General features: G+C 67.0%; 29 protein-coding genes. 19 read left to right on the top strand and 10 right to left on the bottom strand.

Annotated elements, in window-relative coordinates; all coding sequences use genetic code 11:
* The first annotated feature begins 1 nt into the window (after position 1).
* The 6 genes from IEY82_RS31325 (at position 2) to IEY82_RS31300 (ending at position 3333) form a co-directional block, all read left to right on the top strand.
* Positions 2-517, top strand: a complete 516-nt coding sequence (locus tag IEY82_RS31325) for a hypothetical protein (protein ID WP_189127878.1) — start codon at positions 2-4, stop codon at positions 515-517.
* Complete coding sequence (locus IEY82_RS31320) at positions 518-688, top strand: hypothetical protein (RefSeq protein ID WP_189127877.1); 171 nt, start codon at positions 518-520, stop codon at positions 686-688.
* 87 nt (positions 689-775) lie between these two features.
* Positions 776-1249: a hypothetical protein gene (locus IEY82_RS31315; protein ID WP_189127876.1), complete on the top strand. Its 474-nt coding sequence runs from the start codon at positions 776-778 to the stop codon at positions 1247-1249.
* The gene (locus IEY82_RS31310) at positions 1246-1623 is read left to right on the top strand and encodes a MauE/DoxX family redox-associated membrane protein (RefSeq protein ID WP_189127875.1); all 378 of its coding nucleotides are present in this window, start codon (positions 1246-1248) and stop codon (positions 1621-1623) included. Before IEY82_RS31315 ends, IEY82_RS31310 begins: the two co-directional genes overlap by 4 nt.
* 136 nt (positions 1624-1759) lie before the next feature.
* Entirely contained in the window at positions 1760-2263 is a 504-nt protein-coding gene (locus IEY82_RS31305) for a SigE family RNA polymerase sigma factor (RefSeq protein ID WP_225262881.1), read from the top strand.
* Positions 2260-3333, top strand: coding sequence for a TolB-like translocation protein (locus IEY82_RS31300; protein WP_189127873.1), 1074 nt, complete (start codon positions 2260-2262; stop codon positions 3331-3333). The genes IEY82_RS31305 and IEY82_RS31300 overlap by 4 nt, the downstream gene beginning before the upstream one ends.
* Positions 3334-3345: 12 nt before the next feature.
* Here IEY82_RS31300 and IEY82_RS31295 read toward each other — a convergent pair whose 3' ends face one another.
* The 5 genes from IEY82_RS31295 to IEY82_RS31275 all read right to left on the bottom strand — a co-directional run bounded on the left by IEY82_RS31295 (position 3346) and on the right by IEY82_RS31275 (position 8262).
* Positions 3346-3645: a hypothetical protein gene (locus tag IEY82_RS31295; protein WP_189127872.1), complete on the bottom strand. Its 300-nt coding sequence runs from the start codon at positions 3643-3645 to the stop codon at positions 3346-3348.
* A 307-nt stretch (positions 3646-3952) separates the two neighbouring features.
* Complete coding sequence (locus IEY82_RS31290) at positions 3953-4150, bottom strand: hypothetical protein (protein WP_189127871.1); 198 nt, start codon at positions 4148-4150, stop codon at positions 3953-3955.
* Positions 4151-4322: 172 nt separating this feature from the next.
* Positions 4323-5096, bottom strand: a complete 774-nt coding sequence (locus tag IEY82_RS31285; protein WP_229697741.1) for a lasso peptide biosynthesis B2 protein — start codon at positions 5094-5096, stop codon at positions 4323-4325.
* 56 nt (positions 5097-5152) lie between these two features.
* Positions 5153-7033: an albusnodin/ikarugamycin family macrolactam cyclase gene (locus tag IEY82_RS31280; protein ID WP_189127869.1), complete on the bottom strand. Its 1881-nt coding sequence runs from the start codon at positions 7031-7033 to the stop codon at positions 5153-5155.
* Positions 7034-7272: 239 nt separating this feature from the next.
* Positions 7273-8262, bottom strand: coding sequence for an ROK family protein (locus tag IEY82_RS31275; RefSeq protein WP_225262900.1), 990 nt, complete (start codon positions 8260-8262; stop codon positions 7273-7275).
* Between the two features lie 191 nt (positions 8263-8453).
* Between IEY82_RS31275 and IEY82_RS31270 the strand changes: the two genes are divergently transcribed.
* Positions 8454-8957, top strand: coding sequence for a hypothetical protein (locus IEY82_RS31270; protein WP_189127867.1), 504 nt, complete (start codon positions 8454-8456; stop codon positions 8955-8957).
* Positions 8954-9424, top strand: coding sequence for an acyl-CoA thioesterase (locus IEY82_RS31265; protein ID WP_189127866.1), 471 nt, complete (start codon positions 8954-8956; stop codon positions 9422-9424). The genes IEY82_RS31270 and IEY82_RS31265 overlap by 4 nt, the downstream gene beginning before the upstream one ends.
* Here the strand turns inward: IEY82_RS31265 and IEY82_RS31260 are convergent.
* Positions 9406-9600 carry a dihydrofolate reductase family protein gene (locus tag IEY82_RS31260; protein WP_225262883.1) on the bottom strand — a complete coding sequence of 65 codons (195 nt, stop codon included), beginning with the start codon at positions 9598-9600 and terminating at the stop codon, positions 9406-9408. The genes IEY82_RS31265 and IEY82_RS31260 overlap by 19 nt on opposite strands.
* A 334-nt stretch (positions 9601-9934) precedes the next feature.
* Here IEY82_RS31260 and IEY82_RS31255 point away from each other — a divergent pair, with 334 nt between their 5' ends.
* The gene (locus tag IEY82_RS31255) at positions 9935-11446 is read left to right on the top strand and encodes a S1 family peptidase (RefSeq protein ID WP_189127865.1); all 1512 of its coding nucleotides are present in this window, start codon (positions 9935-9937) and stop codon (positions 11444-11446) included.
* Positions 11447-11601: 155 nt separating this feature from the next.
* A complete protein-coding gene (locus tag IEY82_RS31250) occupies positions 11602-12516 on the top strand; it encodes a hypothetical protein (protein ID WP_189127864.1) in 915 nt (304 codons plus the stop codon).
* A gap of 321 nt (positions 12517-12837) precedes the next feature.
* Here IEY82_RS31250 and IEY82_RS31245 read toward each other — a convergent pair whose 3' ends face one another.
* The 3 genes from IEY82_RS31245 to IEY82_RS31235 all read right to left on the bottom strand — a co-directional run bounded on the left by IEY82_RS31245 (position 12838) and on the right by IEY82_RS31235 (position 15007).
* Complete coding sequence (locus tag IEY82_RS31245; protein ID WP_189127863.1) at positions 12838-13227, bottom strand: hypothetical protein; 390 nt, start codon at positions 13225-13227, stop codon at positions 12838-12840.
* A gap of 535 nt (positions 13228-13762) precedes the next feature.
* Positions 13763-13975, bottom strand: coding sequence for a hypothetical protein (locus IEY82_RS31240; RefSeq protein ID WP_189127862.1), 213 nt, complete (start codon positions 13973-13975; stop codon positions 13763-13765).
* 126 nt (positions 13976-14101) lie between these two features.
* Entirely contained in the window at positions 14102-15007 is a 906-nt protein-coding gene (locus IEY82_RS31235) for an AraC family transcriptional regulator (protein ID WP_189127861.1), read from the bottom strand.
* 143 nt (positions 15008-15150) lie between these two features.
* Between IEY82_RS31235 and IEY82_RS31230 the strand changes: the two genes are divergently transcribed.
* Both IEY82_RS31230 and IEY82_RS31225 read left to right on the top strand, forming a co-directional pair.
* On the top strand, positions 15151-15468 hold the full coding sequence (locus IEY82_RS31230; RefSeq protein ID WP_189127860.1) for a putative quinol monooxygenase: 318 nt from the start codon (positions 15151-15153) through the stop codon (positions 15466-15468).
* 83 nt (positions 15469-15551) lie between these two features.
* Positions 15552-16511 (top strand): alpha/beta hydrolase, encoded by a 960-nt coding sequence (locus IEY82_RS31225; protein ID WP_189127859.1) that lies wholly within the window; start codon positions 15552-15554, stop codon positions 16509-16511.
* A gap of 387 nt (positions 16512-16898) precedes the next feature.
* Here the strand turns inward: IEY82_RS31225 and IEY82_RS31220 are convergent, their stop codons facing one another.
* Positions 16899-17834, bottom strand: coding sequence for a YxiH-YxzG fusion protein (locus IEY82_RS31220; protein ID WP_189127858.1), 936 nt, complete (start codon positions 17832-17834; stop codon positions 16899-16901).
* Between the two features lie 452 nt (positions 17835-18286).
* Here IEY82_RS31220 and IEY82_RS31215 point away from each other — a divergent pair, with 452 nt between their 5' ends.
* From IEY82_RS31215 to kilB, 7 genes are all read left to right on the top strand, one after another.
* Positions 18287-18745 carry a hypothetical protein gene (locus IEY82_RS31215; RefSeq protein WP_189127857.1) on the top strand — a complete coding sequence of 153 codons (459 nt, stop codon included), beginning with the start codon at positions 18287-18289 and terminating at the stop codon, positions 18743-18745.
* Between the two features lie 203 nt (positions 18746-18948).
* Positions 18949-19551 (top strand): hypothetical protein, encoded by a 603-nt coding sequence (locus tag IEY82_RS31210; RefSeq protein WP_189127856.1) that lies wholly within the window; start codon positions 18949-18951, stop codon positions 19549-19551.
* 61 nt (positions 19552-19612) lie between these two features.
* Positions 19613-19918: a tyrosine-type recombinase/integrase gene (locus tag IEY82_RS39560; protein WP_225262885.1), complete on the top strand. Its 306-nt coding sequence runs from the start codon at positions 19613-19615 to the stop codon at positions 19916-19918.
* A gap of 1136 nt (positions 19919-21054) precedes the next feature.
* On the top strand, positions 21055-21777 hold the full coding sequence (locus tag IEY82_RS31200; RefSeq protein WP_189127855.1) for a hypothetical protein: 723 nt from the start codon (positions 21055-21057) through the stop codon (positions 21775-21777).
* Between the two features lie 520 nt (positions 21778-22297).
* Entirely contained in the window at positions 22298-22819 is a 522-nt protein-coding gene (locus IEY82_RS31195) for a hypothetical protein (protein WP_189127854.1), read from the top strand.
* A 405-nt stretch (positions 22820-23224) separates the two neighbouring features.
* Positions 23225-23866, top strand: a complete 642-nt coding sequence (locus IEY82_RS31190) for a hypothetical protein (RefSeq protein WP_189127853.1) — start codon at positions 23225-23227, stop codon at positions 23864-23866.
* Positions 23867-24326: 460 nt separating this feature from the next.
* Positions 24327-24809, top strand: a complete 483-nt coding sequence (gene kilB, locus IEY82_RS31185) for a plasmid transfer protein KilB (RefSeq protein ID WP_189127852.1) — start codon at positions 24327-24329, stop codon at positions 24807-24809.
* The last annotated feature ends 440 nt before the right edge of the window (positions 24810-25249 follow it).

Genomic DNA, 25249 nt, shown 5'->3' with positions numbered 1-25249 from the left:
CATGGCCGGCCAGAAGAGATCGATCCTCGACCAGATACCGAGCGCGCAGGAGCCACCCGAAGCGGCGCTCCCGTCCCATGTGGCCCCGGTCAAGGAACGCTGGAGCCGCAGGCGGATGTTCGGCATGGCGTTCGGCGTGGCGACGGCGGCCGGGCTCGGCGCCCTGGACCTGCTGCCGGGGTCCCGGCCGCGCAGCGCGGCGGCCGTGGTCTACAAGACCTACCACGACACCTGCAAGGGATTCGTCAACGCGAGCACGGTCTGCGTGCCCCCCACCGCCTACTACGGTTCCGACAACTGCACGAGTGGCTGGCACCGGGACGACGGCTACTCGGGCACCTGTGTCAGCATCAACTACACCTCCTACTCCGACACCTGCGCCGGCCGCAACGCGTGGCGCTGGACCGGCGGCAGCACCACCAGCACGCGACGCAAGTGCTCCGACGGCTACTACTACTCGGTCACCTGCGGCAGCAGCGGCTCCGGCCGGTTCTCGATCTGCCGGACCGCGATCTAGGTGCGTACCACCACGACGGCCTCCCTCCGTCTGCTGGCGCCGGGTCTGGCGCTGATCGTGGCGGGGGAGGCGGCCGTGCTCGCCGCGCGGGCGCTCGGCGCCGGCACGACCGGCTTCACCTGGCTGGTCGCGGCCCTGGTCGCCGGGTTCTCGCTGTCCGGATCCGTTTGAAGCCTCAACAGCGCCTGGGTGCTGTCCTCGTCGGTCCGGCGGGGTTCTGACGTTTCCGGTTTCGTCTTCGGGCTTTTCGTGGGGGCGATGGCCACCGCGTTCGCCTTCGTCGTGGTCGGCTCACTCGTCCGTGCGCCGTTCCCCTTACTCGTCCTCCAGATTCTGGTCGCCCTCGCGGCCGTCGTCCTGCTGCTTCAGGAACTCGGCGTGCTCAAGTTCCCGATACTGCAGAACGCGCGCCTGGTCCCGCAGTTCGTCACCGGGATCCCCTTCTGGGGGTCGGTGCAGTTCGGCATGGAAATGGGCACCGGAATGCGGACCTACTCCCCGACCGCGCTGCCGCACATCATGGCGATCTCCATCGTGTTCCTCGCCTCATGGCCGGAGGCGCTCCTGGCGGGGGCCGGTTTCGCGCTGGGCAGGGCGGTGATGCTCCTGACGTTCGTGGCCGCCCGGAGCAAGATGGCCGCTGACACCGCCTTCTACTTCGAACTGCCGCGGTTGAGGCCGTTGTTCGTGATCCTGGCGATTCCGATGATCGTGCTGCTGGTGATCGCGTGATCATCGTCCGGTACGCCCTGGGAGTCGTCCTGGTCCTCGCCGTCGTCGGAAAGCTCCGAGCCTTCGGGGCTTTCCGCGACAGCCTGGCGAACTTCGGGCTCCGGTTCCGGATCGCGGCGGCGGCGGCCGGCGCGATCGTCGCCGTCGAGGCACTGACGGCCGCGGCCCTGTTCTCCTCCGTGCCCGACCTGGCCGTAGGGGTGGCCGGCACCCTGCTGGGCATCGCGTTCACCGGAGCGCAGACCTACCTGCTGGCCGCCGGGAGACCCGCTGCCTGCCAGTGTTTCGGCGTCCGCGAGACGGTGTCCGCATGGACCTGGGTCAGAGCGGCCCTGGTCCTGGTGATGGGCCTGGTGTTGCTCGGCGCGGCCTGAGCGCGCCGCTCCACGGGCTCCCGCTTGCGCGATGCCGTACCGTGCGCGCCTCCGCGTCACCTCTGACGGCCTCAACCTTTCGCGGGCGGACGGAGTCTTCAATGGTGAGGCCGTCCAACGGAAGGGCTGTGTCCGGGTGACCGACACCGAGAGTTTCCGAGAGTTCGTGGCCGCGCGCGGCCTGGCCCTGTCCCGGACGGCCTTCCTGCTCACGGGTGACCACACCCACGCCGAGGACCTGCTCCAGGAGACCCTGGTCAAGGCGGCGGCCCGCTGGCGCAAGATCATGACGGTGGCCGATCCCGAGGCGTACGTACGCAAGATCATGCTCAACCAGCTGCGCACCTGGCGCCGCCCCCGCCGGCTGACCTTCGTCCCCACCGCCGACCTGCCCGAGGCTCCGGCCCACGAGGACCGGTCCACGCAGACCGAGCTGAAGATCATGCTCCGGCACGCCCTCGCCCTCCTCAGTCCCCGGCAGCGGATCGTGCTCTACCTGAGGTTCTACGAGGACCTCCCGGAGGCGGAGGTCGCCGCTCGGCTGGACTGCTCCGTCGGGACGGTCAAGCGGCACGCGCACGACGCGCTCAACCGTCTGAGAAAAGTGGCTCCGCAACTGCTGGAGAGGGTGCATCCGTGAACCTTCGCGACACGTACCACGAGCTCGAACAGGACGCGCGTGACTACGCCGACGCGGGCCGCGCGCTGCGCGTCCTGCGCCGTCGCCGGATCGCGCGGACCGCAGCGGGAGCCGCCTGCGCGGCGCTGGTGATCGTCGGTGGAGTCGGCCTGCGACAGAGCCTGACGCACCCGTCCGGCGACACCATCGTGGCGGTCCCGGCGACGTCCGGCTCCGCGGAGCCCTCTCCGGCCTACCCGGCACTGCCCGCGAGCGGCCCGATCGGCCGGGGCGCGGCCGTCTACACACCGTGCAGACACGCCTGCCCCACGCTGCTGGCCGTCACGGACGGCCGGCGCTACCTGCTCGGCACCCGCACCGTCAACCCGCCGGGCAACCTCACGCTGTCCCCCGACGGGCGCTGGCTCGGCAGGCCGACCGCGAGCGGTTACGAGCTCAGAGACCTGCTGGGCGACACGACCCACCGCGTCGCCTCCCCGTCGACCGGCGGGCCGGACACCGCCTACAGCCCCTGGACCTGGTCCGCCGACTCCCGGCGCGTGATCCTCGGCTACCACGCGAGCGGGAAGGTCGCCGAATACACCGACGTGGACCTCGCCACCGGCCGCCTCACCACGCCGCGCCTGCCGGACGGGTACGAGCCCGTCGGCATCCTGCCCTCGGGCGAGCTGGTCCTCCTGGACCGGTCACAGGACGGCGAGAGCACGCGCAGGCAGGTGAAACTGCGTACGGACGGCTCGACCGTGACCCTCCAGGCGACCGGAGACGGGGTGCTGGCCGACGCCGACCACGGCCTGTCGGTGCAGGTCAGCGGCGGCCGCATCTTCCTGCTGGAGTACACCGGGGAGAAGGTCGCGGTCCTGGAGTTCGGCCAAGGGGGCGCCCTCGTGTCGCGCACGCCCCTGGCGGACGGCCACTATGCCGTGGGCCCCACGCCGGACGGCTATGCCGTCATCCAGCTCCCCCCTGACCAGCGGACCGGACGTTTGCGGCTGCTGTCAGCCGGCCGCCTCCTCCACGAGTTCCCCGGCGAGGCGGAGATCGTCATCCCCGGCGGCGCCAGGCACTGACCTCAGGCGTCGCTACTCACACTCCGACACCTCGCGCTGGATCTGCGCCTCCTTGTCGCCGAAGGCCTTGAAGTCGTTCGTCACGTCCACCTTGCCGTCGACGAAGCCCTGCAACGTGGCCTGGTCGCCGTGCTTCAGCATGGCAGCGGCCATACAGTCCCAGGTCGAATCCGGGACGTCCTTCGCCTCCGGGGTCTCCTTCAGCTTCGCGACCAGAGCGGCCTTGTCGACGCCCGCCGCGGCAGGCGCACCCGAGGTGTCCTCGGCGCCGCCTCCGCAGGCCGCGAGGGCGGAGGCCAGAGCCAGAGTCACGAACGCCAGCGAGGCAGGACGAGCGACACGCGAAAAACGCATAGGACACCTTCCGGAAAGAGGCATGGCGAAAGAACACCACGCGGAGTCAGACGATCAGTGATGCGCCCGCAGTGCCTGATCGGCTGTCGAGGCACCGAGGCCCCGACCACAGGCACGCTGGAGACATCTCCTCGGCGGAGAAGCTCGACCATGATCATAACGAACGCCCCGGGTCCGGCCACCGGTTTCGCGGCATCACGTACGCGCTTCCGGGCCGTTGCCCAAGGACCCCGCGACGCCACTCCGCGTGCCGGACGTCCCCGCGTCAGTCGTCCTCCCTTTTACGGCGGGAGAGCAGGTCGTTGAAGAGCGTGGCCACGCCGACGGCGATGGCGACGGGTGCGGCGAGAGACGGCTGGAAGATCACGACACCTCCCGTGCCCGTGGCCGCCGCGATCAGCAGGAGCAGTTTCCAGTCGGGTCCTCTGTCACGTCCGGTGGAACGGCGCAGATAGCGCCCCATTTCCCATCACCTTTTCGGCCGGCCCCATTGTCCGGGGCCCTTTCTCAGGGTCTCCTTGCTCGGATCGTAGGCCGATGGTTCTCTAGAGAACAACGCCCGTTCAGTCGCACCAGAAAACGACACAACATGAATCCGCGCGGGAGCCGCGAGATTTGGTGCCGTCCCTTTCGAATCAGCGCCGGAACGAGGTGGGCCACCGAAACAGGCGTTCAGAACGAAGCGGCCACTGTTGTGTGTCCAGCGGACGGAGCCGGTGATAGGGCGGGCCGTAAAGACGGTCTTCGTCGTCCTCTACGCGCTGTCCCTGCGTCTCGACCCAGGCGTGGAAGGTGAAGGGGTCGGGCAGCACTCCCCAGCACCAGTCGAGCCGGTGCCCCAGGGCCGCGGCCCACAGCACGGTCGCCAGGGAGATCTCGAAGCAGGCGGCGCGTCCAGGGAAGATCGCCGCCGCCTTCTTCACCTCTGCCGTCATGCGTTCCGCTCTGTCGACCGGGAGCGGCCGGTGGCCCAGCCGACGATGCGCCCGACGCGCGAGCCGGGAGGAGAAGCGCACGGGCAAGGCCAGCAGCGTCACCGCGGCCAGCAGGAACACGACGCTCGCCGGACTCGGCCGGCCCGCCGGGCCGCGCGCCATCGGCACCCCGCTGGCCCGCCGTTCGCCCCCCTCAACCTCCTCGGCTTGTTCGGTCTCCTCGGTTTTCTCGATCCCGGGCGCGCTCGTACTCACCGAAGGTGGGGCCGGACGCAGGAGGCCCGCTTCGCGCAGCTCGGCCACGAACCCGGTGACATCGGCCCGGAGGCGCTCGCGCGGCTGGTCCACATGCCGGTCCGCGAGCGCCTCGACCGCGTCGGCGACGGTGCCACCGCTCCGCAGCACCTCCCACACCAGAGCCGCGGTGGAATTCAGCGCGTGGCAGTGCTCCGTTCGTACGTCGACGACCACCACGCCGTGTTCGTCGGTGTGGCGGTAGAGCTCCGGAAGCGTGGACGAGGCCATGGCGGTCAAGTGTCGCGAAGCGCGATTTCCAGCGCCAGGAGGCGACTGAACGAACCGAGCGGCACAGGGGCACCGTGACACAGGCGGGTCAGCGTGACAGTGACCGCGCGCGGGTCCACGACACCGAGATCCACCAGCCTCGAATCCGCCAGGAGCGCGGAGATCTCACGACGCGCCCGGCGTGCGCCCAGGTACTCCTCTGCCTGATAGGCGCCTTTGGTCGTACGGGACAGCGCGTCGTTCGGCACCAGGTCGCGCAGCGCCGCGACGAGCAGCGGTTTGAAGCGGCCCCGCTCGGCGCGCAGCACGGCGGGGACGGCCAGGCAGCCGCGGATCACGGCCCGGTCGAGGTAGGGGGCGTGCACCGCGACCCCCACCCCGGCGCCCAGCTCCCTGAGGTAACGCTGGGCGTGCGCGGCCGAGCGAAGTTCGGCCAGCGCGGCGTGGTCGGCCGGGCCCGCGCCCTCGGGCATGGCCCTGGTCGTGGCGGGGTCGGTCGCGAGGTCCGCGAGCTCCGACCGCACCCGGGGCGCCAACCAGCCGATGGCCTCTCCCGAGACGCTCCACCACGACACGGCGTCCGCGGGTGACCCTGCCGCGCGTGGCGGAACGCTCAGACTCCGTCCCAGCTGGCGCAGCGCCGTCGCGGGTGACGTACGGGCGAGCCGTACCGCCCGGAGCATGAGCCCGCCGGGCGAGATCTTGCGCAGTTGGGCGAGCGCGGCGCTGTCCTTGGCGAGCCGGGCCACCGAACCCGCCCTGACCAGGTCGGCCAGATACGCGGGCGAAGGGTGCAACAGCGCGTCGGCGCCCTCGCCGGTGAGATGCGCCCCGGATCCGTGAGCGGCCGCCCAGCGAAGCCGCAGCATCGCCCTGCGATGAGCCAGAGCCCCCGGCGCGGGGCGATCGGCCCAGGCCTGGTCCAGCCGCTGATAGGGGAGGGTGTCCGGGGTGCCGCGAACGGTCGCGAGCCTGATGCGCCGATCGGCCCCCGCGACCCGGACGGCCTGGGCCAGGTCGTCCGCCGGAGCGGACAGATGGTGATAGACGACGGCGTCGATGACCTCCGGTGACAGCCGCGCGGCCAGCAGGGCGAGCGCGGTGGAGTCGACGCCGCCGCTCAGATCCGAGGTGACGACGCCGGAGCGGCGCCGCAGACGCACGGCCTCCACCAGAGCCGACCGCAACGCCCGAGCCCCCTCGGCCGGATCGGTCACCCGCTCGGGCAGCCATGGGGCGTAACGCCGCACCTCGACGCCACCGGACCCGGCGGAGATCAGGTGACCGCCGCCGACTTCGCGAACACCCCGCAGGAACGACCTGCCCTCCGCCAGCGGCAGCACGTGCGGGCAGACGACGTCGACCGCGGCCGCCAGCGGGTCCGGCTCGCGCCCGTGCGGCCAGGCGTGCGACGAGACCAGCCACCCTCCGCCGCGGGCGGCCAGATAGAAGGGGAACTGTCCCGCGAGATCGCTGTAGATCTGGACCCTGTCCCGTTCCACCAGGACACACGCGTACGCTCCGGGCAACTCGGTCAGCAGGGCGGGGCCGGCGCCGTCGATCGCGGTCGCGAGCCGGGCGGCGATCTCCTCCTGGGAGGCGAGACAGTGACCGGCGACGAGCAGGCGGGCGGAGCCGTACGTGGCCGTGGAGAGGTGTCCGGGCGGCCAGAGCCCGTAGGCCCTGACGCCCTCGATCCCGGACCAGACGGGATGGCCCGGCAGCTCGGGATCACCGCTCAGGCGACCGTCGCGCAGGTGGACGAGGAGCCCGGGAAGTGACCGTTCACCAGTAATACTGCGAGTTGGCGTCGGCGTTGCCGCTGGAGGCGTTGCCGCGGAAGAGAGCCCTGATGCGTCCCAGATCGATGATGACCGGCGGTTCATAAGCAGGCTCCGGCGACGGCGCGTCAGCACGATCTTCGGACGGGGTGTCCGACACGGCGATCATCTCTTTCTGGGAGTCCGGCTGTGGCTGTACGGACTCTACTCACCCGCGGCTCCTGGCACCGGCCGGCCGGGCAATCCGGTGCCCGGCCGTCGAGCCGCCGTTGGGCCGCCGCTGGGCCGTCGTTGGGCCGCCGTTGGGCCGCCGCTGGGTCGCCGTCGCAGCCGCCGTTGGGCCGTCAGTTGAGGTGGCCGGCCAGGCCGAGCAGGAGGGCGCCGTGAGTGGCGGCATCGAGCTCGCCGATCAGCACCGGCACCTCTCGGGCCCACCCCGAACGGTCCATCTCCCTGCGACACTCGTCCAGCACCAGCTCGAAGCCGGGCGCGACCGTACCACCGAGCACGATGGCGTGCTGGTCGGCCGCGACCGTGGCGCTCACCAGGCCACGCCCCAACTGGACCGCCGCCCGCCGCAGCACGTCGAGGCAGACCAGATCACGGTCCCGTGCACGAGTGATGAACTCCTCGATCGTGCCCGGCGGTGCGACCTGCCGGGCGTGGCACTTGACGAAGGCCTCCTCCAGGAGCGCGGGCGCGGTGACGTACCCCTCCAGGCAGCCCCTGAGCCCGCACCAGCACTCCCTGCCCGCCAGGTCGACGGACAGATGCCCCACGCTCACGGCCCTGCCCCGGGCGCCGCGCACATGCGTGTTGGCCAGCATCAGGCCGCCGGTGACGTGCGCCGACACCTGGACCGACAGCATGGTCTCGAAGGCGTGGTTGTAGGTCTGTTCGTAGAAGGCCGCCAGGCGCGCGTCCGTGTCGATCACGACCTGGATCCGGTCGCCCGGTGGGAGCGCGAGCGCCTCAGCCAGCAATCGCCCGACCGGCCTCGTGTCCGCCCAGGTCGGCACGGGGTCGCTGGGTAACAGGGTGCGCGCGTGAACCGCCCACGGAACCGCCATCCCGAGCGTGGCTATGTCCGCGCGATGCCTTCCGATGCTCTGGGTCATCGTGTGGACGGCTTCGGCGGTCTCGGCCACCCATCCGTTGCCACCGGAGATTCCCTGACTGACCGTCATCAGCTGGATGTCGTCCTTGGGCTCGTGCACCAGGCGACCCGCGACCCGGACTCCGTGCAGCCCGACCGAAATCCCGAGGGCGACGCCGGTGGTCTGTTCGAGCTCGATCGGCCGGTTGGTGTTCTTGACGATGCGGTCGGCGCGCATTTCCTGCACCGCTGAGGAAATGGTGGCCGGGGAGAGCCCGGTCCGTCGTACCAGCTCGCTCTGCGATCCCGGGCGACACATGATGGCCCTGATGATTTTGGTGCGATTTTCTTTTCGCGTGCCGTCCGAGTCGCTCAAGAGTTTTCGCGCGTCAAGCACGGCTCCCTCGCAGACAAAATCAGAATTCTGAGATGCGAGACCTCGATGGTGACACAGTTCGTTCGATTCGAAAAGTTGCCCGGTCGCCGCCGTCGTCGGTCCTCCCGACGTTCGCGCAGGGGATGAGACCGATGCCGGCCATCTTCCTCCTCCACCGGCGAGAACGCGGTCATTGCATAGCGATCGCCATCGATTGCTATGCTATTGCCATGGAAGAGCCGTCCTCGTCGCACATGCGCCAGGTAGCCGCGGCGCTACGCCAGATCAGTGCTGGATTCGCGGCACTGGCCGACGCCATCTCCGCCGACGCGACTGAAACCCCAGCCGAGACCCGCTATCGCACACTCATCTCCGAATGGGGGCGGCGAGGCCTGACAAGAGCCGAGGCCAGTGCCTTGTTCCGCAAGCACGGCTTCTCGCCCCAGGCGGCGGGTGGCTGGGTCCGTGGCGACTGGCTGGAGATCCGCGATGACGGCCGCCGCTACCTGACTGATCGTTCGCTGCGCTGGCCTGCCGAGCAGGGAGACTCCCGTTGACCGAGCCGTTCAGCGTCCGCCTGGAGGTCCGCAGCTACGAGGTCGACCCGCAACTCCATCTCAACGGAGGCTTCTACATCCAGTACGCCGATCATGCTCGCTTCGCCTGCGTCCAAGCCGCGGGAGTCTCCGTCGACGACCTTCTCGGCAGCGGCATCGGCCCGGTCAACCTGGAGACCGTCATCAAGTATCACCGCGAGCTACGTGGCGGCGACCAGGTCGACGTCTCATGCGGGTGGGAATGGGGCGGCGGCAAGACCTACCGAGTGCACCATCGGTTGCGGCAACCGAACGGCACCGTGGCCGCCGAAGTCAGCCATGTGAGCGGACTGCTCGACCTCAGGACACGCCGCCTGATCGCCGACCCCGTCCACGAATGGCGAATCCGAGCGGAGCGGCCCGCACTTCTGGGCCTCCAGCCCCGTGAGGCCGGCATCTCCTCGACGGTTCAACGGCGGACTCGATAGAGCAGGTGCAGCACCCGGTCGCCCTGGATCACCGTGTGCGGGTCCTCGAGCAGATACTGGGCGTCGACCGACCCGAAGTACCGCTTGCCTGAGCCGAAGACCACGGGCACGACGTCCATCGCCACCTCGTCCACCAGTCCGAGGGCGAATGCCTGACCTCCGACCACGGTGCTCACACCATCTCCTACGTGTTCCGAGGACTTGACCTTGCTCATGTCATCTCGTTCATCGTCGCGAGCCCGTCGACCCGGCTCGCCAGGCGGGACCGGGCTGTCCGGCCACTCACCTGTCGTCTCGCCAACGCGTCGATCGCGCGCCACCGGAATCGACACGGCCACACCCGCAGCTTGCGGACCACTCACCTAGAACATTCCTTACGCGTGGCGCGCGCGTTTCGCGACCTTGGTCGGCAACGGCTGGATTAAGGTGGCGCTGCCGATATCGCATGATCACTCTGCGATACGCGGCGATTCCCCCCTCATGCCTGCAAAGCCGAGGTTGAGGAGACCCATGCCCCGCCGACATGCCGTAAGCACAGGATGCGCCCTAGCGATCGCCACCCTTACCCTGTCCACCGTCCCGGCCGCCGCCGAGGGCCGGCCCGCGAGCATCCCCACCGCCTCGACCACCGCGAGCGCGTTCGAACCACCGCCGGGCATGCTGGAGGCGCTCGTCCGCGACCTGAAGATCAGCATGACCCAGGCACGGGCCCGCCTGCTGAACGAGACCCGCCTGACCCCGATCGCGACGCAGCTGAGCAGGACGCTCGGCAGCCGCTTCGCCGGCGCCTGGCTCCGAGGAGACAGCGCGCACACCCTCGTGGTGGCCACCACGAGCGACGCCGACATTCCGCGGATCCTCGACGCGGGCGCCCAGGCCGAAGTGGTCGCCAGGTCACTGACGGAACTGACCGCGATCAAGAGGAAGCTCGACCAGGCTCTGCCCTCGAAGCCGCAGAGAGCGACCGACTACCCGGTGTCGAGCGTGCGCTACGTCGACGTCAAGCGCAACAAAGTGGTCGTTCTGGCCCCGCACCTCGAGCAGACCCGGATCGTCGTCGAAGGCGCCGGCGTGGACACCGACGCGGTGCTCGTGCTGCCCTCCACCGAAATCCCCCAGCCCCTGTACGACCTGGTGGGCGGCGACGCCTACTACATCGGCACCACCAGCCGCTGCTCGATCGGCTTCCCCGTGGTCAAGGGCGCCGTGAACGGTTTCGTCACCGCCGGTCACTGCGGTGCGGCCGGCGCCACCACCACCGGCTTCAACCGCGTCACCCAAGGCGTGTTCCAGGGATCGAGCTTCCCCGGCAACGACTACGCCTGGGTCGCGGTGAACTCCAGCTGGACCCCCAAGCCCGCGGTGGACAACGGCCAGGGCGGCACCGTGCCCGTCGCCGGCGCCAGGGTCGCCATCGAGGGCGCGTCGGTCTGCCGGTCCGGCTCCACCACCGACTGGCACTGCGGCCTCATCCAGCAACGCGACGCCAGCGTCACCTACCCCCAGGGCACCGTCACCCAGCTGACCCGTACCAACGTCTGCGCCGAACCCGGCGACTCGGGCGGTTCGTTCATCTCCGTCGACCAGGCCCAAGGGGTCACCTCCGGCGGTTCGGGCGACTGCACTTCGGGCGGCACCACCTACTTCCAGCCGATCGGCGAGATCCTCACCGCCTACGGCCTGACCCTGAAGACCACCACCGCCACGAGCACCTGCACCGGCTACCCGAGCACCGTCACCGGCTCCCTGGCCAACGGCCAGTACGCCTACCAGCCACCCGGCTCGTACTACTGGTCCAACACCTCAGGCGTCCATTCCGCCTGCCTGGACGGCCCCAACGGCGCGGACTTCGACCTGTACCTGCAGAAGTGGAACGGCCAGACCTGGCGCACCGTCGCCAGCTCCGACGGCCCGGGCCCTGACGAGAAGATCACCTACACCGGCACCGCCGGTTACTACAGCTACCTGGTGAACTCGGCCAGCGGCTCCGGCCCCTACTCCTTGGGCTACCGGAAACCGTAACCGCTGGGCGCCTCGGCTCGTCCTCATGGATGACGAGCCGAGGTTCCCGCCCTCCGGCGATCGGCCTACACCGTCGACAGAAAAAGGACCCCGTTCAGTCGGCGGTCATCCGCTACCCTGGCCCGGATTGATCATTTCCGGGAGAAGGTGCCGTGATGCCGGGCCCCGCGGCAGAAGCGCCATCTCCGGCGGCGGCGGTGCTGCGCTTAGGTGCGGTTCTGGCCGCGTCCGGACCGGTGATCCTGACGACCTTCGGGGTCGGCAGGCAGAGCGTCGGCTGGTTCTGTTCCGTGACGGACACCGCCCCCTACCAAGTCGAAGGCCCTTACGCGCTGGAGAACGTGCCGGGAGAGCTGCTGTTCTGGGGCGTTCTCCTGCTGCCGGTCGTCGTGGCCGGACTGCTCCTACGCGGGTCACGCCGGGCCACGCTCACCGCCGTCGCCGCGGTCGGCGCCGTGCTCGCCTTCGGGCTCGTCACCGCGTTCCTTCTGCCGGGCCCCGACCCATGCACCGGACAGGATCGTGCGGTCGTGCCACCTTGGCCGTTGATCGTCTGTTATCCGGTGGCCGCAGGGGCGCTGCGCCTGGCGGCTCGGTCACCCCTGCCTCGGAGGCGGCACGGGTTCATCCTGTGGGCGGGCGCCGTCGTCGCGGCGGCGTGGACACCGATGTTCCACCGCTGGACGGTCGCATCCGACAACCGCCTGCTCAGCGGCGTCTACATCCAGATTTCGGAATCCTTCTGGGACGACCTCGCCTGGTGGACCTGCGAGGCCGACGGGATCGGCTTGCCGGTCGTTCTCGTCGTATTGGCGGCGACCGCGAACGTCACCGCCTCCATCCGATGGGGAAGACTTGCCGGCACAGCGGCCGCGGCGGCCCTGCTTCTCTTCCCGCTGCTCGACGTCGTGACGTACATCAGCCAGTACAGCGGCGATGTCGAGATGACGCCTTTCGTCGATTCGATACGGTGGCCGCTGCTTTCGCGGCCCTTCTCGTCGCAGCGGCCGTTCGGAGCCCCCTGGCGCGAATCTCCTGGGCCGGGACCGTCCACCTGGCACGAAACGTGATCAGGGAACGGTCGACCAGCATGATTCCCGGTCGAACAAGGGAAGTCGCCATCGTCGTCGTGATCGCGGCCGCCGGCATCTGGCTGATCGTCTCGTCCTTCACGCCGACGCGGTAGGAATTCCTGCGCAGGTGTAGCAGTCCGAGTTTCGGAGACGACGCCAACCCTGGACGCCGCCTCCGAACTCAGCTTTCTCCGAACCGCTGGGTGTGCTCATCCGCCGGCGCCGCCATGGCCCGCGGCGGTCGATCTTCCGGACCAGAGACGTGCGCCCCTCTCACGCACGCGAGCTGCGGCCGCTTCCCCGACGGTCAGGATGGGGTCAGCACGAGGTCCGGAAGGTGCCCGACGTCTTGATGATGCCCGTGCCGCTCTTCCAGACGGCGGACCTGAACGTGTGCGTCCCTGTGCCCGAGCAGTTGTACGTCACCACCGTCCCCTCGTTGGCCTTGATCCACTGCGACGCGGCCATGGTCTCCCACCCGTAGTACCGCGAACGCTCGACGAAGATCCGGTAGTCGCCGGCGCATGAGCCGGCGAACCCTTCGCCCCAGATGTTGGTGCCCACCTTCCACGGTGTTTTGGCCGTGGGGCCCCCGCAGGCCAGAGCGGCGGAGGCCGTTTGCGCGTTGGCTACGGCCGCGGGCGACATCGCCAGGCCGACCAGCGCCACGACGACCGCCGTCCGGCGACCGATCTTACGAGAAAACAATTTCGTCTCCTTCCCCGTGTACAACGGAGCGACTATGACACGGCGGCGCCCGGATGATCAATAGGGTATTTCTCGGCACTTAGCGTAACTTTCAGCGCACGAAACCCGGGCCCGCGCTCATTTGGACCCGGTCCGCTTCGGTGAGTGGTTACACGGTCGTTCAGAGTTACGTCGACCCTCATTCGAGTGACCCGCCCGACGCCTCCAGTCGCTTGACCAGGAGACTTCACCGACAGCGCAACAGTCTTGACGGCGACTTGTGATCATGTAAGACTGCGCCCAGGCCTCGACCTCGCCCAGATCCCACTACTGGCCGCCTGTCAGGGAAATGCTGCATGGCGCACTTATCACGTGTCCGCGTAATCGACGATTCTTTCATTCAACTCGAAGCCGAAGGCGTCGAGAAAGGCGTCCTCAGTTCGCGGACCGGCCACATGCGTTATCTCCCTGAATACGGGAGCCGTAACTCGACGGGCCGATGCGCCTGCACTTGAACTCGCCCCACATCCTCAAGGGAATGAGACAGCTGTCGGGCTCATCGACAGAGTTTCATGATGGTGTCGCCCAGGTCACGCGCGACGACGCCGGTCTCCCCTTCGGAACCGAGGAAGACAACAGGTGGTCTCCTCAGCGGACAGGAATGCCGCGAAGGGCTCGAAGTCGACCCCTCACCGCCGTCATAGTCGAACGGAACCGCCATCGCGGCGGCGAGCGCGGCAGGGAACTGTCGATCAACGGTGAGTGCCACGCGAGCAGGCTAGCAACCGGTCGAATCTTCAAGGCAAGTGGTGAAACCGCCGAATCGAGAGGTGACAACCTCAGGAGAACTGTCCTCGCACCTCTTGCACGATCCTCGTTTGCGGTCCAGCCCCGCTCAGGGCAGGACACTCTCGGGAGTGCGTACGGTGTTCCGCAGGCGGGCCGCGTCCCGGCTCGGGGGGACGCCGAACTGGCGGCGGTACTCACGGCTGAACTGCGACGGGTTGTCGTAGCCGACGCGATGGCCGACCCCGGTGACGTCGCCCGGGTGGGTGGCGAGCAGCAGCCGGGCCTCCTGGAGCCGGATCTGTTTCTGGAACTGGATGGGGCTCATCGCGGTCACCGCCTGGAAGTTGCGGTAGAAGGCGGAGACGCCCATGCCGGACAGGCGTGCCACGTCTTCGACCCGGAAGGGTTCCGCGTAGTGCTCCCGGATCCAGCGCACGGCCCGGGAGACATGGCTGAGACTGCTGTCGGCGAGGCCGAGCTGGCGCACCGCCGCGCCCTGCTCGCCGGTGATCAGGCGCCACAGGATCTCGCGTTTGACCAGCGGGGCCAGTACGGCGCGGTCGCGGGGTTCGTCGAGCAGGCGCAGCAGCCGGACCGCCGCGTCGAGCAGAGCGGGCGGGGCGTCGCTGACGGCGATCCCGGACGGCGCGCCCCCGCCGGCGCGGGGGGTGTCTCCGGGACCGGCCTGCAGCAGCAGTTCGGCGACGGCGGACGGTTTCAGCGTGAGACCGAAGCCGAGGGCCGGCTGCCCGGGTTCGGCCTGGGTGAACTGTCCGGTGACGGGCAGGTCGACGGACGCGATCAGGTACTGCCCGGGGCCGTACTCGTAGACCCGGTCTCCCAGCGCGAGGCGTTTGGCGCCCTGGGCGATGACCGCGAGCACCGTACCGGTCATGGAGGGCGCCGGTGGATCCGGTCGGTCGACCTTCGAGATCAGCACGCCGTCGATGGCGGTGGTCCAGTCAGGGCGGGCGTGCCGGGCCAGGAGGGTGCGGAGCTCTTCGAGGTACATGTGTCCATTGCAGCACCACTCCACGCTTCGACTCCCATCACTGCGAGGATCGTGCAAGTACGAGCGAGTAATGTTCTAGCGTTTCCACAGGTCATCTCGGTTGGATGGAATCACCTCACTCCATCACCGAGAAGAAGGCCTCCATGATTGTCAACTACGGCTTCAACGCCACCCTGACCGCCAAGCCCGGAATGGGCGACCGGCTGGTCGACCTGCTGCTGACCGGACTGAACGAGGGCAGTCCTGGCGCGAGCGAACACTGCATCGTCTACCTCGTCTCCCGTTCGGTGTCCGATCCCGACGTCGTCCACGTCATCGAGGGGTGGAGCAGTGCGGAGGACCACCACCGGATCTTCGCCGGCGAGGCGGCCCAGGCCATCGTGGCGCAGATCGACGTACTTCTCGCCAAGGAATCCGAGTACACCGACTACGTTCCGGTCCGCGGCAAGGCCGCCTTCTGACCCCGGATCGATCCCCAGCCCGCCGAGGAGGGCCCCGTCCTCGTCCGGCCGACGGCACCACCCCACGAAAGGCAGCAACAAGCATGACCACGGCACGACCCGACCTGGACCCCGAACTGCGTGAGCTGCTGGCCGACATGCCGCTGATGTCCCAGCTCACCCCAGAAGTGCTCGCGCAACTGCGGCGGCTCCCATCGACGCCTGTCGAGTCCCTGCTCGCACACCGGCAGGTCGACCGGCGCGAGATCACCGTGCCCGCCAAGGACGGCGCCCCGATTCCCCTGTCGGTCTTCAGCCCCGCGAGCACCGATCGCATCAGCGCCGCCCCCTGCGTTTACTGGATGCACGGCGGCGGGATGGTCATGGGCGACCGCTTCTCGCAGATCGACATCCCGCTGGAGTGGCTCGATGAGTTCGGCGCGGTCGTGGTCTCGGTGGACTACCGGCTCGCACCCGAGGCCACCGGCACCGCCCTCGTCGACGACTGCTACCAGGGACTGCTCTGGATCGCCGAACACTCCGAAGAACTGGGCATCGACCCCGCCCGGATCGTCGTCGCCGGCGCCAGCGCCGGCGGCGGCCTCGCCGCCGGCGTCACCCTGCTGGCCCGCGACCTCGGCGCCCCGGCGATCGCCGCGCAGATGCTGATCTGCCCCATGCTCGACCACCGCAACACCAGCACCTCCAGCCGCCAGTACTCCGGCGTCCCCGGCGTCTGGACCCGTGAGATGAACGAGTTCGGCTGGCGTGCCGTCCTCGGTGACCTCACCGACGACAAGGTGTCCGAGTACGTCTCGCCCGCGCTGGCCGACGACCTTTCGGGCCTGCCGACCACCTACATCGACACCGGCTCAGCCGAGGTTTTCCGCGACGAGGACACCGACTACGCCACCCGTATCTGGGCGGCCGGCGGCCAGGCCGAACTCCACGTCTGGGCGGGCGGCTTCCACGGATTCGACGCCCTGTACCCGCAGGCACACATCTCGGCCACGGCCCGCAGAACCCGTACCGACTGGCTCGCCCGGCTCCTGCCCCCGATCTGACGCCGTCTCCCGCTCGCGGGCGACCGGCGTCCACACGATCTGCGGCATACGGGCACCATGCCTGTCCTGGCCGTGTCGGTGTCCGGCTACTACGCCTGGCGGGGACCGGCCGCCCTCGACAGGGGCCATCCGGCACGCCTGGCTGACGGACCTGATCCGGCGGATCCACCAGCACTCGCGCAGAAGGCGCCCGGTGCACGCCGGGCTGCGCCTGGGCGTCCAGGTCCTGGCAGATGCGCGAGACCTCGCTTTTGGAGATGCCGCTGTCGGCGCTTTGACCAGGTCGTCGACGGCGCGGGTCCGCTTTCGTGCCGGGCGGAGCCGTCACGACCTTGACTGGCGCGACGCGGTGTCCCTGCGTTGTGCCAGGGAGCGCCAGTTGACCACTCAGCCTGTCGTCAGGTCCTCGAAACCCAGCTTCAGCCAACTAAGGCCTGCGACGACGTGGAGCTCACTGCCTCGGCCCAATAGGGTCGCTGTCCTGGGAACCGGTCGTCCATTGGGCATTACCAGCCGGGTAGGACGATCCACCGAAAAGGCTTCTCCCTGAATACTCCCCGCGACCACCCTGTGCCGATGCTCGCCATACCCGCCGACGAGCGCCACCCGGTCATCGGCGACAACGAGCGCATGAGCGCCACGCACCTCCGTGGACCAGCCGGCAACCGCGGCAGCTCGGACCCGCACAATCGGGAAGTCAGTGTAGTAGTAAGCCCACGCTTCATCCCCCGTCACGTTCAACGCATAGCAATCGGAGATCGCACCGAACTCGCGCTGGTACGGGTACCGCCATGCGAGACTCAGGTCAGACCGAAAGCGGATCAGCCCGGGGGAGCCGATGGGTGCAGGACTGTCTGCCTCTCCCCATCCGAAGTTGCCGTACACGCCTTCGTCGAAATAGCTCACCCATATGTCGCCGGAAAGCGTCGTCTGCACGTCAGCGATTCCGTCTCCCAGCACGCCCTTCCGCAGGAGCTGCCCATCGGCATCGTAGACGGCAGCGTTGTACTCAGCCGCCCCGTTACGCCAACGGCACCGTGCCCCCACCAAGAGCACGCCCCCGCCCGGCAGCGGCTGGACAGCGATGTGCGCCAGTGACTGCCCGACGATGGAAACCGACCTCGCCAGATGGGGACGGTACGTGGAGACATGCAGCGAGACGGGCGCGGCCGTAGGTGAATCGGCAGAAGATGCCCCAGCGGGTGTGACAGTCCGAGCGGTCAGCGCATCGGCGTTCTCTTGCGAGGCCCACACAACGACGAGTTCTCCCTCGGGACCTGCCGCCGCACTCACCATCTCCGCGCCCCGGGATGGTGGAGCCAAGTCCGCATGGTGACGCAGCCTCACAACGGCCGCCTTCCGACTTCTCCCGATCCGGCCTCGCATGGCGGATACATTATTGATCGCGCGACTGATCCACGACTGAAATACCAGCCAGCGCTTGCGCCGATCACGTGCGAACGGACCTCGCTCCTGAAGCCGCTCCCCTTCGACGCGAACAGACGCGCCGCATCGTGAGCAGTGAGCACTTTTCATCCTGAGTAGCGGCCTTACCTGGGTGCTGAACAAGATCCTTAACGAGGATGGCAGGGGGATGTGGACCTCCGAGTGGGACATCCCGGAAAAGCGTGGCCCGCGACCATAGTTGGCATTCAGTGCCAACGCTGCTGAGTGCCGTAGCATGGTCCGCGGCGTGGTGAATTGCCTGCTGCGCCCCACATGAACCGTGATCAATGCGTGTGCATCGCGAGACAGTCGAATCAGATGCTTGCGGTGTGGATACGTGCAACGCGAGTGTCTCACCCGCCGCCGAGGGGCGGCTTGCCGAGCGGGTGGTCGCCGCCGGGCTCGCCGGCATCATCCTGCCCTTCGTCCAGTTCGGCTGGTTGCTGCTTGTAGCCGCCTTGTCCGACGACTCGCGCTGCGGCCACTTCGGCTGTGTCAGCCAGCTGGCCGACGCGTGGACGGTGGGGAACTGGGCGGCGGTCGTGCTCGCCTGGCCGCTGCTGCACCTCCTTCGGGTGCGCCCGGCGTGGTTCGTCGCCGTGCTGGCACCCTTCTTCCTGGTGCCAATCCGGGAGCTCACCGACTTCCCGGTCAGCGTGGTCGCCGGATTGTTCGCCTACCCACTGGCCACCCTGGTCAGCGCGCCGCGCCTGTCGTGGCGGCGGCGCAGTCTGGTTCTGGCCCTCTTCCTGCTGCTCTGCACCTTCCTCGCGCTTTCTTCCGGATAGTCCTGGCCTGGAAGGACGTCCACGAGCATCCGCAGCGAACAGAACAGCCTGCTCAGACGGCCTCCCGCAGGTCTTCGGCTCCAGCTCCGTCCACATTCATCCAAGGCCATGGTTAGCAACTCCGTTAGCAAGATCAGTTCTGTACCACCCGGCTCGTGAGCAGGCGTTGACTGCTCAACAGGTGCTGTCGGTACGCTGCGATCGTGATCAGCCGAGAAGGGGAACTCCTAGGCGTGCGAGCCGCACGCAGATTGGCCGAACTGGACTGCTGTGAGATCGAGCCGGGGCTGAGCCCGGCGGAGTTCAACCGCATCGAACGCGACTTCGGCTTCGAGTTCGCTGATGATCACAGGGCTTTCCTAGCAGCCGGACTGCCTTTGAGGCAGGAACCAGAACCCGGGGCCACTTGGACGAAACCATGGCCGGACTGGCGCGCTGGCGATCCTGACCAACTTCGCGAGCAACTCGCCTGGCCCATCGACGGGACTCTGTTCGATGTCGAGCACAACGCCTTCTGGCACAACACCTGGGGCGACCGCCCCGATGACCTAACGGCAGCGCTCGCTGTAGCGCGCAGTCAGCTGACCCAGGTGCCTACCCTCATCCCAATCTACGGGCACCGGTATGTACCCGCCGGCCGCGGTACGCACGGACATCCGGTGTTGTCGGTCTACCAGACCGACATCATTTTTTACGGCACTGACTTGGCGGACTACATCACGAACGAGTTCAGCGGAACAGGCTGGTCGACCAGTGAAGACTGGATCACGCCACCGCTGGTTTCCTTCTGGGGTGACTTCCTCTGAAGCTTTGGTAGGGACGGACTGCCGACCGTCCCCTCTCGGCCGCTGATGACGTAGGAACACCATGAGGAGTCCAGTTGGCGCCCAAGACGACAAGCCCCCATGTCGCCCGAGTTCTGGAGCGGTCCGCGCTGCCCTGATCAAGCGCCACAACGCGCAGAACCCGAAGACACCTCTGCCCAGGGCCCGCCTGCACGACCTCCGGCACATCCACGCGACGACCCTGCTCCTGGCGGGCGTCCCCGTCCACGTCGTCGCGACCCGGCTCGGCCATGCCGACCCCTCGATCACCCTCGGGGTCTACGCCCACGTGATCCGCGCGGCGGAAGCCTCAGCGGCCGACGTCTTCGCTCGGGCGATCAGCGAGTGAGGACACCGTGTTAGCAGTGGTGTTAGCAAGATCCCGAGATTGTCCTGACAAACGCAAAGGCCCGTTCCAGGCTTTCCCTGGTAACGGGCCTTGATGCTGCGTGCGGCCGGAGGTACTCGAAACCCCAACCTTCTGATCCGTAGGGAAGGGCGGACGCCTTGACAGCGGCTTCCCGCGCTGGTGAAGCGGTGAATGCGGGTCGCCGCCGCGTGATCGCGTAAGGCGCGGTTGCTGTACTCGGTTGCTGTACAGCAGATGACTCGTGAGGACTACCAGCACTTCTCGAAGGGCGGCGGCTGAGACCTGCACCGATGTAACGATGATGACCCTGACCTGCGGTTCGTCTACTCACCAGCTCTCAACGTTTCCGCGCTCCTCACACACTCATGTGCCCTCGTTGTGCCCTGCCCTCGCAGATCTGGGTGATCTCCGGTGCCCTGCCCGCCCACCTGAGGAAACCTGTCGACCAGGAGCTTGCAGGGGTTACGGTTGCGACTGGCTCTCGTCGTTTCTCGCTGCTCTTGGCCATCCCACGGAACAGTGACGGAACACGGCAGGAGGTTGCCGTATGGCGATCCCGTAGAAGGGCTCGCGGCTCATCACTGTCGACGGCGCTAGATTCCGCTGGCGCATTCGTCGCAAGCCCACGTACTGCCAGGGGAACAGTTGGGACCCCATGACGTTCGCGGTGGAACTGGCCGACGCGTCGGGCCGCGTGCTCCTGGTGTCGCTTCCTTGTTCACGGCCGGACCCGTGGTGGAGAGAGCGGACGACCGCCATACGCCCGGCGCTCGTGACCGTACGCATACCGCTTGATCGCGGCTGGGATCCACGGCAAACAGGCAGCGCCTTCAACCTCAAACTCACCGATGGTGACCTGACCAACGTGATGAATGGCCCGCCTACGTACGACGTCCCTTTCATGCGGAGATAACTTCCTGGCCGGTGCGCCCATCCACGTCGTCGCAGCCGCCTCGTCCACACCGACCCCTCGATCACGTTTTACGGCTGCGGCCGGGAGACTCAAGAAGGTTCGGGCCGCGCTGGGCCCACTCCTTAGAAACGAAAACGCCCGCACTCCCTGCGGAACCTGCCAATCTGGTGCTCGTCTAACACACTCGTTTCGAGAGGTCAGGATGCGCACCCAACAGACCGTGCTGGACTATGCCCGCAGTCTCGCTGAGCAACTCCAGAAGGACATGTCTTGGAAGGCTTCTGATCGGGGCGGCTACTGGGTAGCAGACGACAAGAAGCTCATGTCGATCCTGTTCGGACGGGCAGCGGCCGCGCTGGAGTTCTTCCGGCAGTACGCAGGGCCCGAAAGCCACTGGACTGAACGCGCGAATCAGGTCTACCTCGAGAAGGGTGACCGGCAGTCGCTGGAGACTGGTATTCACGCGATCGGAGACTTGTTGAGGGCCTGGTGCGACCAAGTCGAGGCCGGCATCGCCGAGATCGTCGGCGCGCACGCCTGGCAAGAGTACGGAGAAGCTGGCACCGACCTTATGGAGCAGGCCCGTCGTCTGCTCGCAGATCGAGAGACTCATCCTGCAGCGCCTATCGTGCTGTGCGGGGCTGCGCTGGAAATGGCATTGCGTGCCCTGGTCGAAGCGCGAGGGCTCGCACTCGAACAGAAAAACCCTTCCATCAATGCGTACGCGGCCCTGCTTCAGAGCAACGGCGTGATCACCAAGCAAGACCATAAGGACATCACCGCCTGTGCGGGGTTGCGGAACGCTGCGGCGCACGGCGAGCACGACGAGCTGAGCCGCGAGCGCGCGGGGCTTATGGAGCAGCACACCAACCTGCTCCTGCGTAGGCTCGCCAGCCTTCATATCGTCACTCCCGCCGAAACCTGAACGCAGACCCACAGGGTTCAATCCGCGCCGCCCTGAGGGTCAGCCGAGCGCCCATCAGGTGATCGGCTGCAGTGCTGCCACCGCGGATGGGACAATAATCGGAAGCCATCCAAGTGCTGCGCCAGTAAGGGCAACGGGTGACCTTGCGGGCTCTTGTCCTTCAGCCACTCTGCTTGAGTGAGGCCAGTCCACTCTCGTCAGACCACACCGGACAGGGAACGCCACCACTTCACAAACACGGCAAGGGCCCGCATGTAGGACAGACCGGAGTGGATCCTTCACGCAATTGACGCGAAGCGGTTGCGGAGGATGCCTGACAGGGCGTCGAATGTGGTGTCCGGGTTCTCCAACAGAAAGTAGCGCAGTGTCAGAAGACCACTACGCGCCTCCTCCTATGTACGAGGCACTCCCAGTCCAACGCCCGCCCGACATCCATCCCTTGGTGGCGCGTCGCCTCAAGGAGCATAGCGAGCCGTCCTGGCTAGCCACGTTCCTATTCACATCGCCCGACTCGCGGGTGATGAACGATCTGCGCGGCAACTTCGGTTATTTGAATGCCAAATCCGGCAAACGCTGGGATCTCTATATCGCCGGGTATCGGAAGCGGCTAGGCAAGCTGGTCCAGGTCCCGACCGAATTCATCCAATGGACTGACTGGGTGAACCGAAAGCATCAACAGGCGATTGACGGCGGCATGAGCCCCTTCATTGGAGAACCGTGGCGCTATTCCGGCACTACGGACCTTGTGAGCGTTATGGCCTACCCAGATGGTTTCGACTGGGGGTCGCTACGTTCGGTGCAGTTGCTGGATTCGAATGGCAGCTATCGAGGGCACAACCTCAACCAGGTCGTCGAGGTGATGACCAACTGGCGCGAAGATGCCCACACTGGCCTGCGTGACCTTGCTCCAGGTGAGGTTCCCTCCGGCGAGGGGGTACTGTCCCTCGGACCTGCACTGATCTGGCTCTCGAACTCCATCGGAAGCGGTGTAAGCGGGAACGCGGTGTACGACGTGCTCAAGACCATCGCTGGACTCAAGTAGCGATGATCGCAAGCGAGCCCGAGAATGCTCGGATGGAGCAGTACGCGGACGGACCTGCGGAATCGGTCGGCTGAACACGGCGGGGCTGGGTGGCACCGCACAGCACCCCCTCGACCGTCGGATGCTGCAAGTCACCCGGGCCAGTCACATGAGCGCCTACTTGCAAACGAGAGCCAGTCACGACGTAGAGGGCTCCTAGCCCTGCTCAAGTGGTAGATGCGAGTCGGTGACATGTGATCGTGTATGGCGGCGTTGCTGTACACATCGCTCTGGCCAGCGGTCCGCCCCGTCATCTTCTGCCTGGGTCCTGTATTCGGGGCAGTGTCCACCAGATGTGAGCTGCTCGCAGCCAGCGTTCCTTGCATTCCTCGTGACAGACACAGAGAGCTATAGGACAGTCACGTTATGAACTGGGCTGCAGTTGTTCCGGTACTCGTTGGCACCGTCTTAGGTGGGCTCATCTCGCTAGGGACGACGTTCATGACTATGCGACATCAGGTCCGTCTTGAGCGACAGAAGAGGGCCGAGGAGCGGGAGAGGGCTGCTCTTGCCCAAGCCCGCGAGGGATTCGCCAGACTCCAACGGATGGGGGCCATGCCAAGTCAACCGGTCGCCCTCCACCACTACCGCCGACCTGGAGATCAGGGTCTCTTCAATAAAATAATTCAGCTGCAGGATCAGGATAACGCCTGGGAGAAGCAGCTTCGTGAGCTACTGCTGGATCTACAGATCGTGATCCAGGACTTCTCGGACGACTCGTTGCGGGCCCGGCTGGAGGACATGCACACGATTGTGGGGAATGCCGATCATTATTGGCAGTACATCGGCCGATCAGGATCGTGGACACGCTCCGCGGCCTGTCGACACGCGCTTGAGTGCCTGGGGCGTTTCAGTAGGGGGGCTCCGCTGCCTGAGAAGTCAGAGTTCCTCGTAGATGCACTCGACACTGTCGAGGGGCAGGAGGAACTACTGAGGTGGTCCTACGCGGACATGGCGCGCGAGCGAAAGCAGCCTCCCTCGAATCCTGATGGGGAGGATCCTTCCTAAGGCTGCTCTTACCTCGAGGTCATGTTTTCCTGCAATGCCGAGTACACCGTGCATGTGCTCATCTCAGCTGCTCAAGCGATACGGGAAACCCGGAACGTACGCGCTCGAATCCGGATTTTCGCAGGCCAATGCCTATTTTGAGGAGTTGGCTGGCCATGACCATGCCCTGGATCTGGTTGGTGCCCTCGTAGATCTGGGTGATCTCCGATGCCCTACCCAGCCACCTGGGGAAGTCCGACGATCAGGAGGCTGACCAGGGATTACGGCTGTGGCTGGCTCTCGTCGTCTTTCATCAATTCTGGCGTTCCCACGGAACAGTGACGGAACAGGGAAGGGCACGAGCGGGAACGCGACCGTACCTCTCTGTACCGAGGATACTCACCGTCCGCCTGATCCCCCGGCAGTACATACTGCACGAAGTCGGCAAGGCTGAGCAGCCTCCCTGTGTTCCACTGGTCAGATGGCAAGCGCGATACCAAGCATCATCGCGGTCGCAGGAACCTTGCTCGGAGTCACCATCACTTACGTGTTCCAGACTCGTGCGGCGAGGCAAGCCCGCCAGGCCGCCCGAGAAGAACGACTCTGGCAGGAGCGATTAGCCGCATACAGCGCCTTCGCCGGCGCGTTGACCGACTTCCGGAAGAGCCAGAACGACCGGTGGCATCGCGAGCAGGAAGACCCCCAAAGTCAGGCGTTCATCGCAGCGCGGGACGAGTCCTATCAAAAGCGAGCCGATGCAACCTCGGCCCTCTTCAGACTGCGCCTCGTGGCAGCGAACGGGACACTCAGCGAACTCGCATCTGCCGCGCTGAAACTTACCGAGGAAATCGCATTGGCCGCCGACGAGCCGGACAGAAGGGACCTCGGACGCAAGGCCCGCCGCGCCCTACTGAACTTCACAGAGGCAGCAGCCGCCCACGTAAGGGAGACCGACAGCCAGTAGGCCGAGGCGGACGCGGCGGTGGTTGCGACCGTCCGCATATCAGGCGGAGCAATCACCCTGCTCGGGTGATCGAGACCGTGGTCAGGCGCGTGTGGATGGTGGCGCGGATGCGTCGGCGTGTGGGGACGTTGCTGTCAGTACTGCTGTCACCTCAGCCACGGTCATCCGGTGGCAAGGCCCGACGGAGGAGGGCCGCGGCAGCCGATCGCCCCAGCCTCCGTATGTGAGAACCGAAGTGAGCGATCGTCACGGCCGCAACACGATCACTGCAACACGGGGGATGCAGATCTCGTCGTCCGGGATCGGCACCGCCGCTCGGCCATGGGGCCCATACGGGTAGGCATTCAGAAGTTCGTGATCATGCTGGCGTGAGCATCGCCAGCAGGGTGGGATGATCTTGGGGTGTCGAAGACCCCGGAGCGCCGCCCGTCGTATGACGA

It is taken from the genome of Nonomuraea cavernae, assembly GCF_014646355.1.
GTDB lineage: Bacteria > Actinomycetota > Actinomycetes > Streptosporangiales > Streptosporangiaceae > Nonomuraea > Nonomuraea cavernae.
Note: the sequence above shows the minus strand (reverse complement) of the source record. Positions and strands in the feature narration are given on the sequence as shown.

What these genes read in the sequence shown, in the direction of transcription:
- IEY82_RS31190 (WP_189127853.1), top strand. Translation starts at nt 23,225, where the DNA reads ATGAACTGGGCTGCAGTTGTTCCGGTACTCGTTGGCACCGTCTTAGGT.
- IEY82_RS31315 (WP_189127876.1), top strand. Translation starts at nt 776, where the DNA reads ATGGCCACCGCGTTCGCCTTCGTCGTGGTCGGCTCACTCGTCCGTGCG.
- IEY82_RS31255 (WP_189127865.1), top strand. Translation starts at nt 9,935, where the DNA reads ATGCCCCGCCGACATGCCGTAAGCACAGGATGCGCCCTAGCGATCGCC.
- IEY82_RS31225 (WP_189127859.1), top strand. Translation starts at nt 15,552, where the DNA reads ATGACCACGGCACGACCCGACCTGGACCCCGAACTGCGTGAGCTGCTG.
- IEY82_RS31195 (WP_189127854.1), top strand. Translation starts at nt 22,298, where the DNA reads ATGAACGATCTGCGCGGCAACTTCGGTTATTTGAATGCCAAATCCGGC.
- IEY82_RS31290 (WP_189127871.1), bottom strand. Translation starts at nt 4,150, where the DNA reads ATGGGGCGCTATCTGCGCCGTTCCACCGGACGTGACAGAGGACCCGAC.
- IEY82_RS31250 (WP_189127864.1), top strand. Translation starts at nt 11,602, where the DNA reads ATGCCGGGCCCCGCGGCAGAAGCGCCATCTCCGGCGGCGGCGGTGCTG.
- kilB (WP_189127852.1), top strand. Translation starts at nt 24,327, where the DNA reads ATGGCAAGCGCGATACCAAGCATCATCGCGGTCGCAGGAACCTTGCTC.
- IEY82_RS39560 (WP_225262885.1), top strand. Translation starts at nt 19,613, where the DNA reads ATGAGGAGTCCAGTTGGCGCCCAAGACGACAAGCCCCCATGTCGCCCG.
- IEY82_RS31200 (WP_189127855.1), top strand. Translation starts at nt 21,055, where the DNA reads ATGCGCACCCAACAGACCGTGCTGGACTATGCCCGCAGTCTCGCTGAG.
- IEY82_RS31235 (WP_189127861.1), bottom strand. Translation starts at nt 15,007, where the DNA reads ATGTACCTCGAAGAGCTCCGCACCCTCCTGGCCCGGCACGCCCGCCCT.
- IEY82_RS31280 (WP_189127869.1), bottom strand. Translation starts at nt 7,033, where the DNA reads ATGAACCGCCGGTCATCATCGATCTGGGACGCATCAGGGCTCTCTTCC.
- IEY82_RS31230 (WP_189127860.1), top strand. Translation starts at nt 15,151, where the DNA reads ATGATTGTCAACTACGGCTTCAACGCCACCCTGACCGCCAAGCCCGGA.
- IEY82_RS31275 (WP_225262900.1), bottom strand. Translation starts at nt 8,262, where the DNA reads ATGCGCGCCGACCGCATCGTCAAGAACACCAACCGGCCGATCGAGCTC.
- IEY82_RS31325 (WP_189127878.1), top strand. Translation starts at nt 2, where the DNA reads ATGGCCGGCCAGAAGAGATCGATCCTCGACCAGATACCGAGCGCGCAG.
- IEY82_RS31270 (WP_189127867.1), top strand. Translation starts at nt 8,454, where the DNA reads ATGCGAGACCTCGATGGTGACACAGTTCGTTCGATTCGAAAAGTTGCC.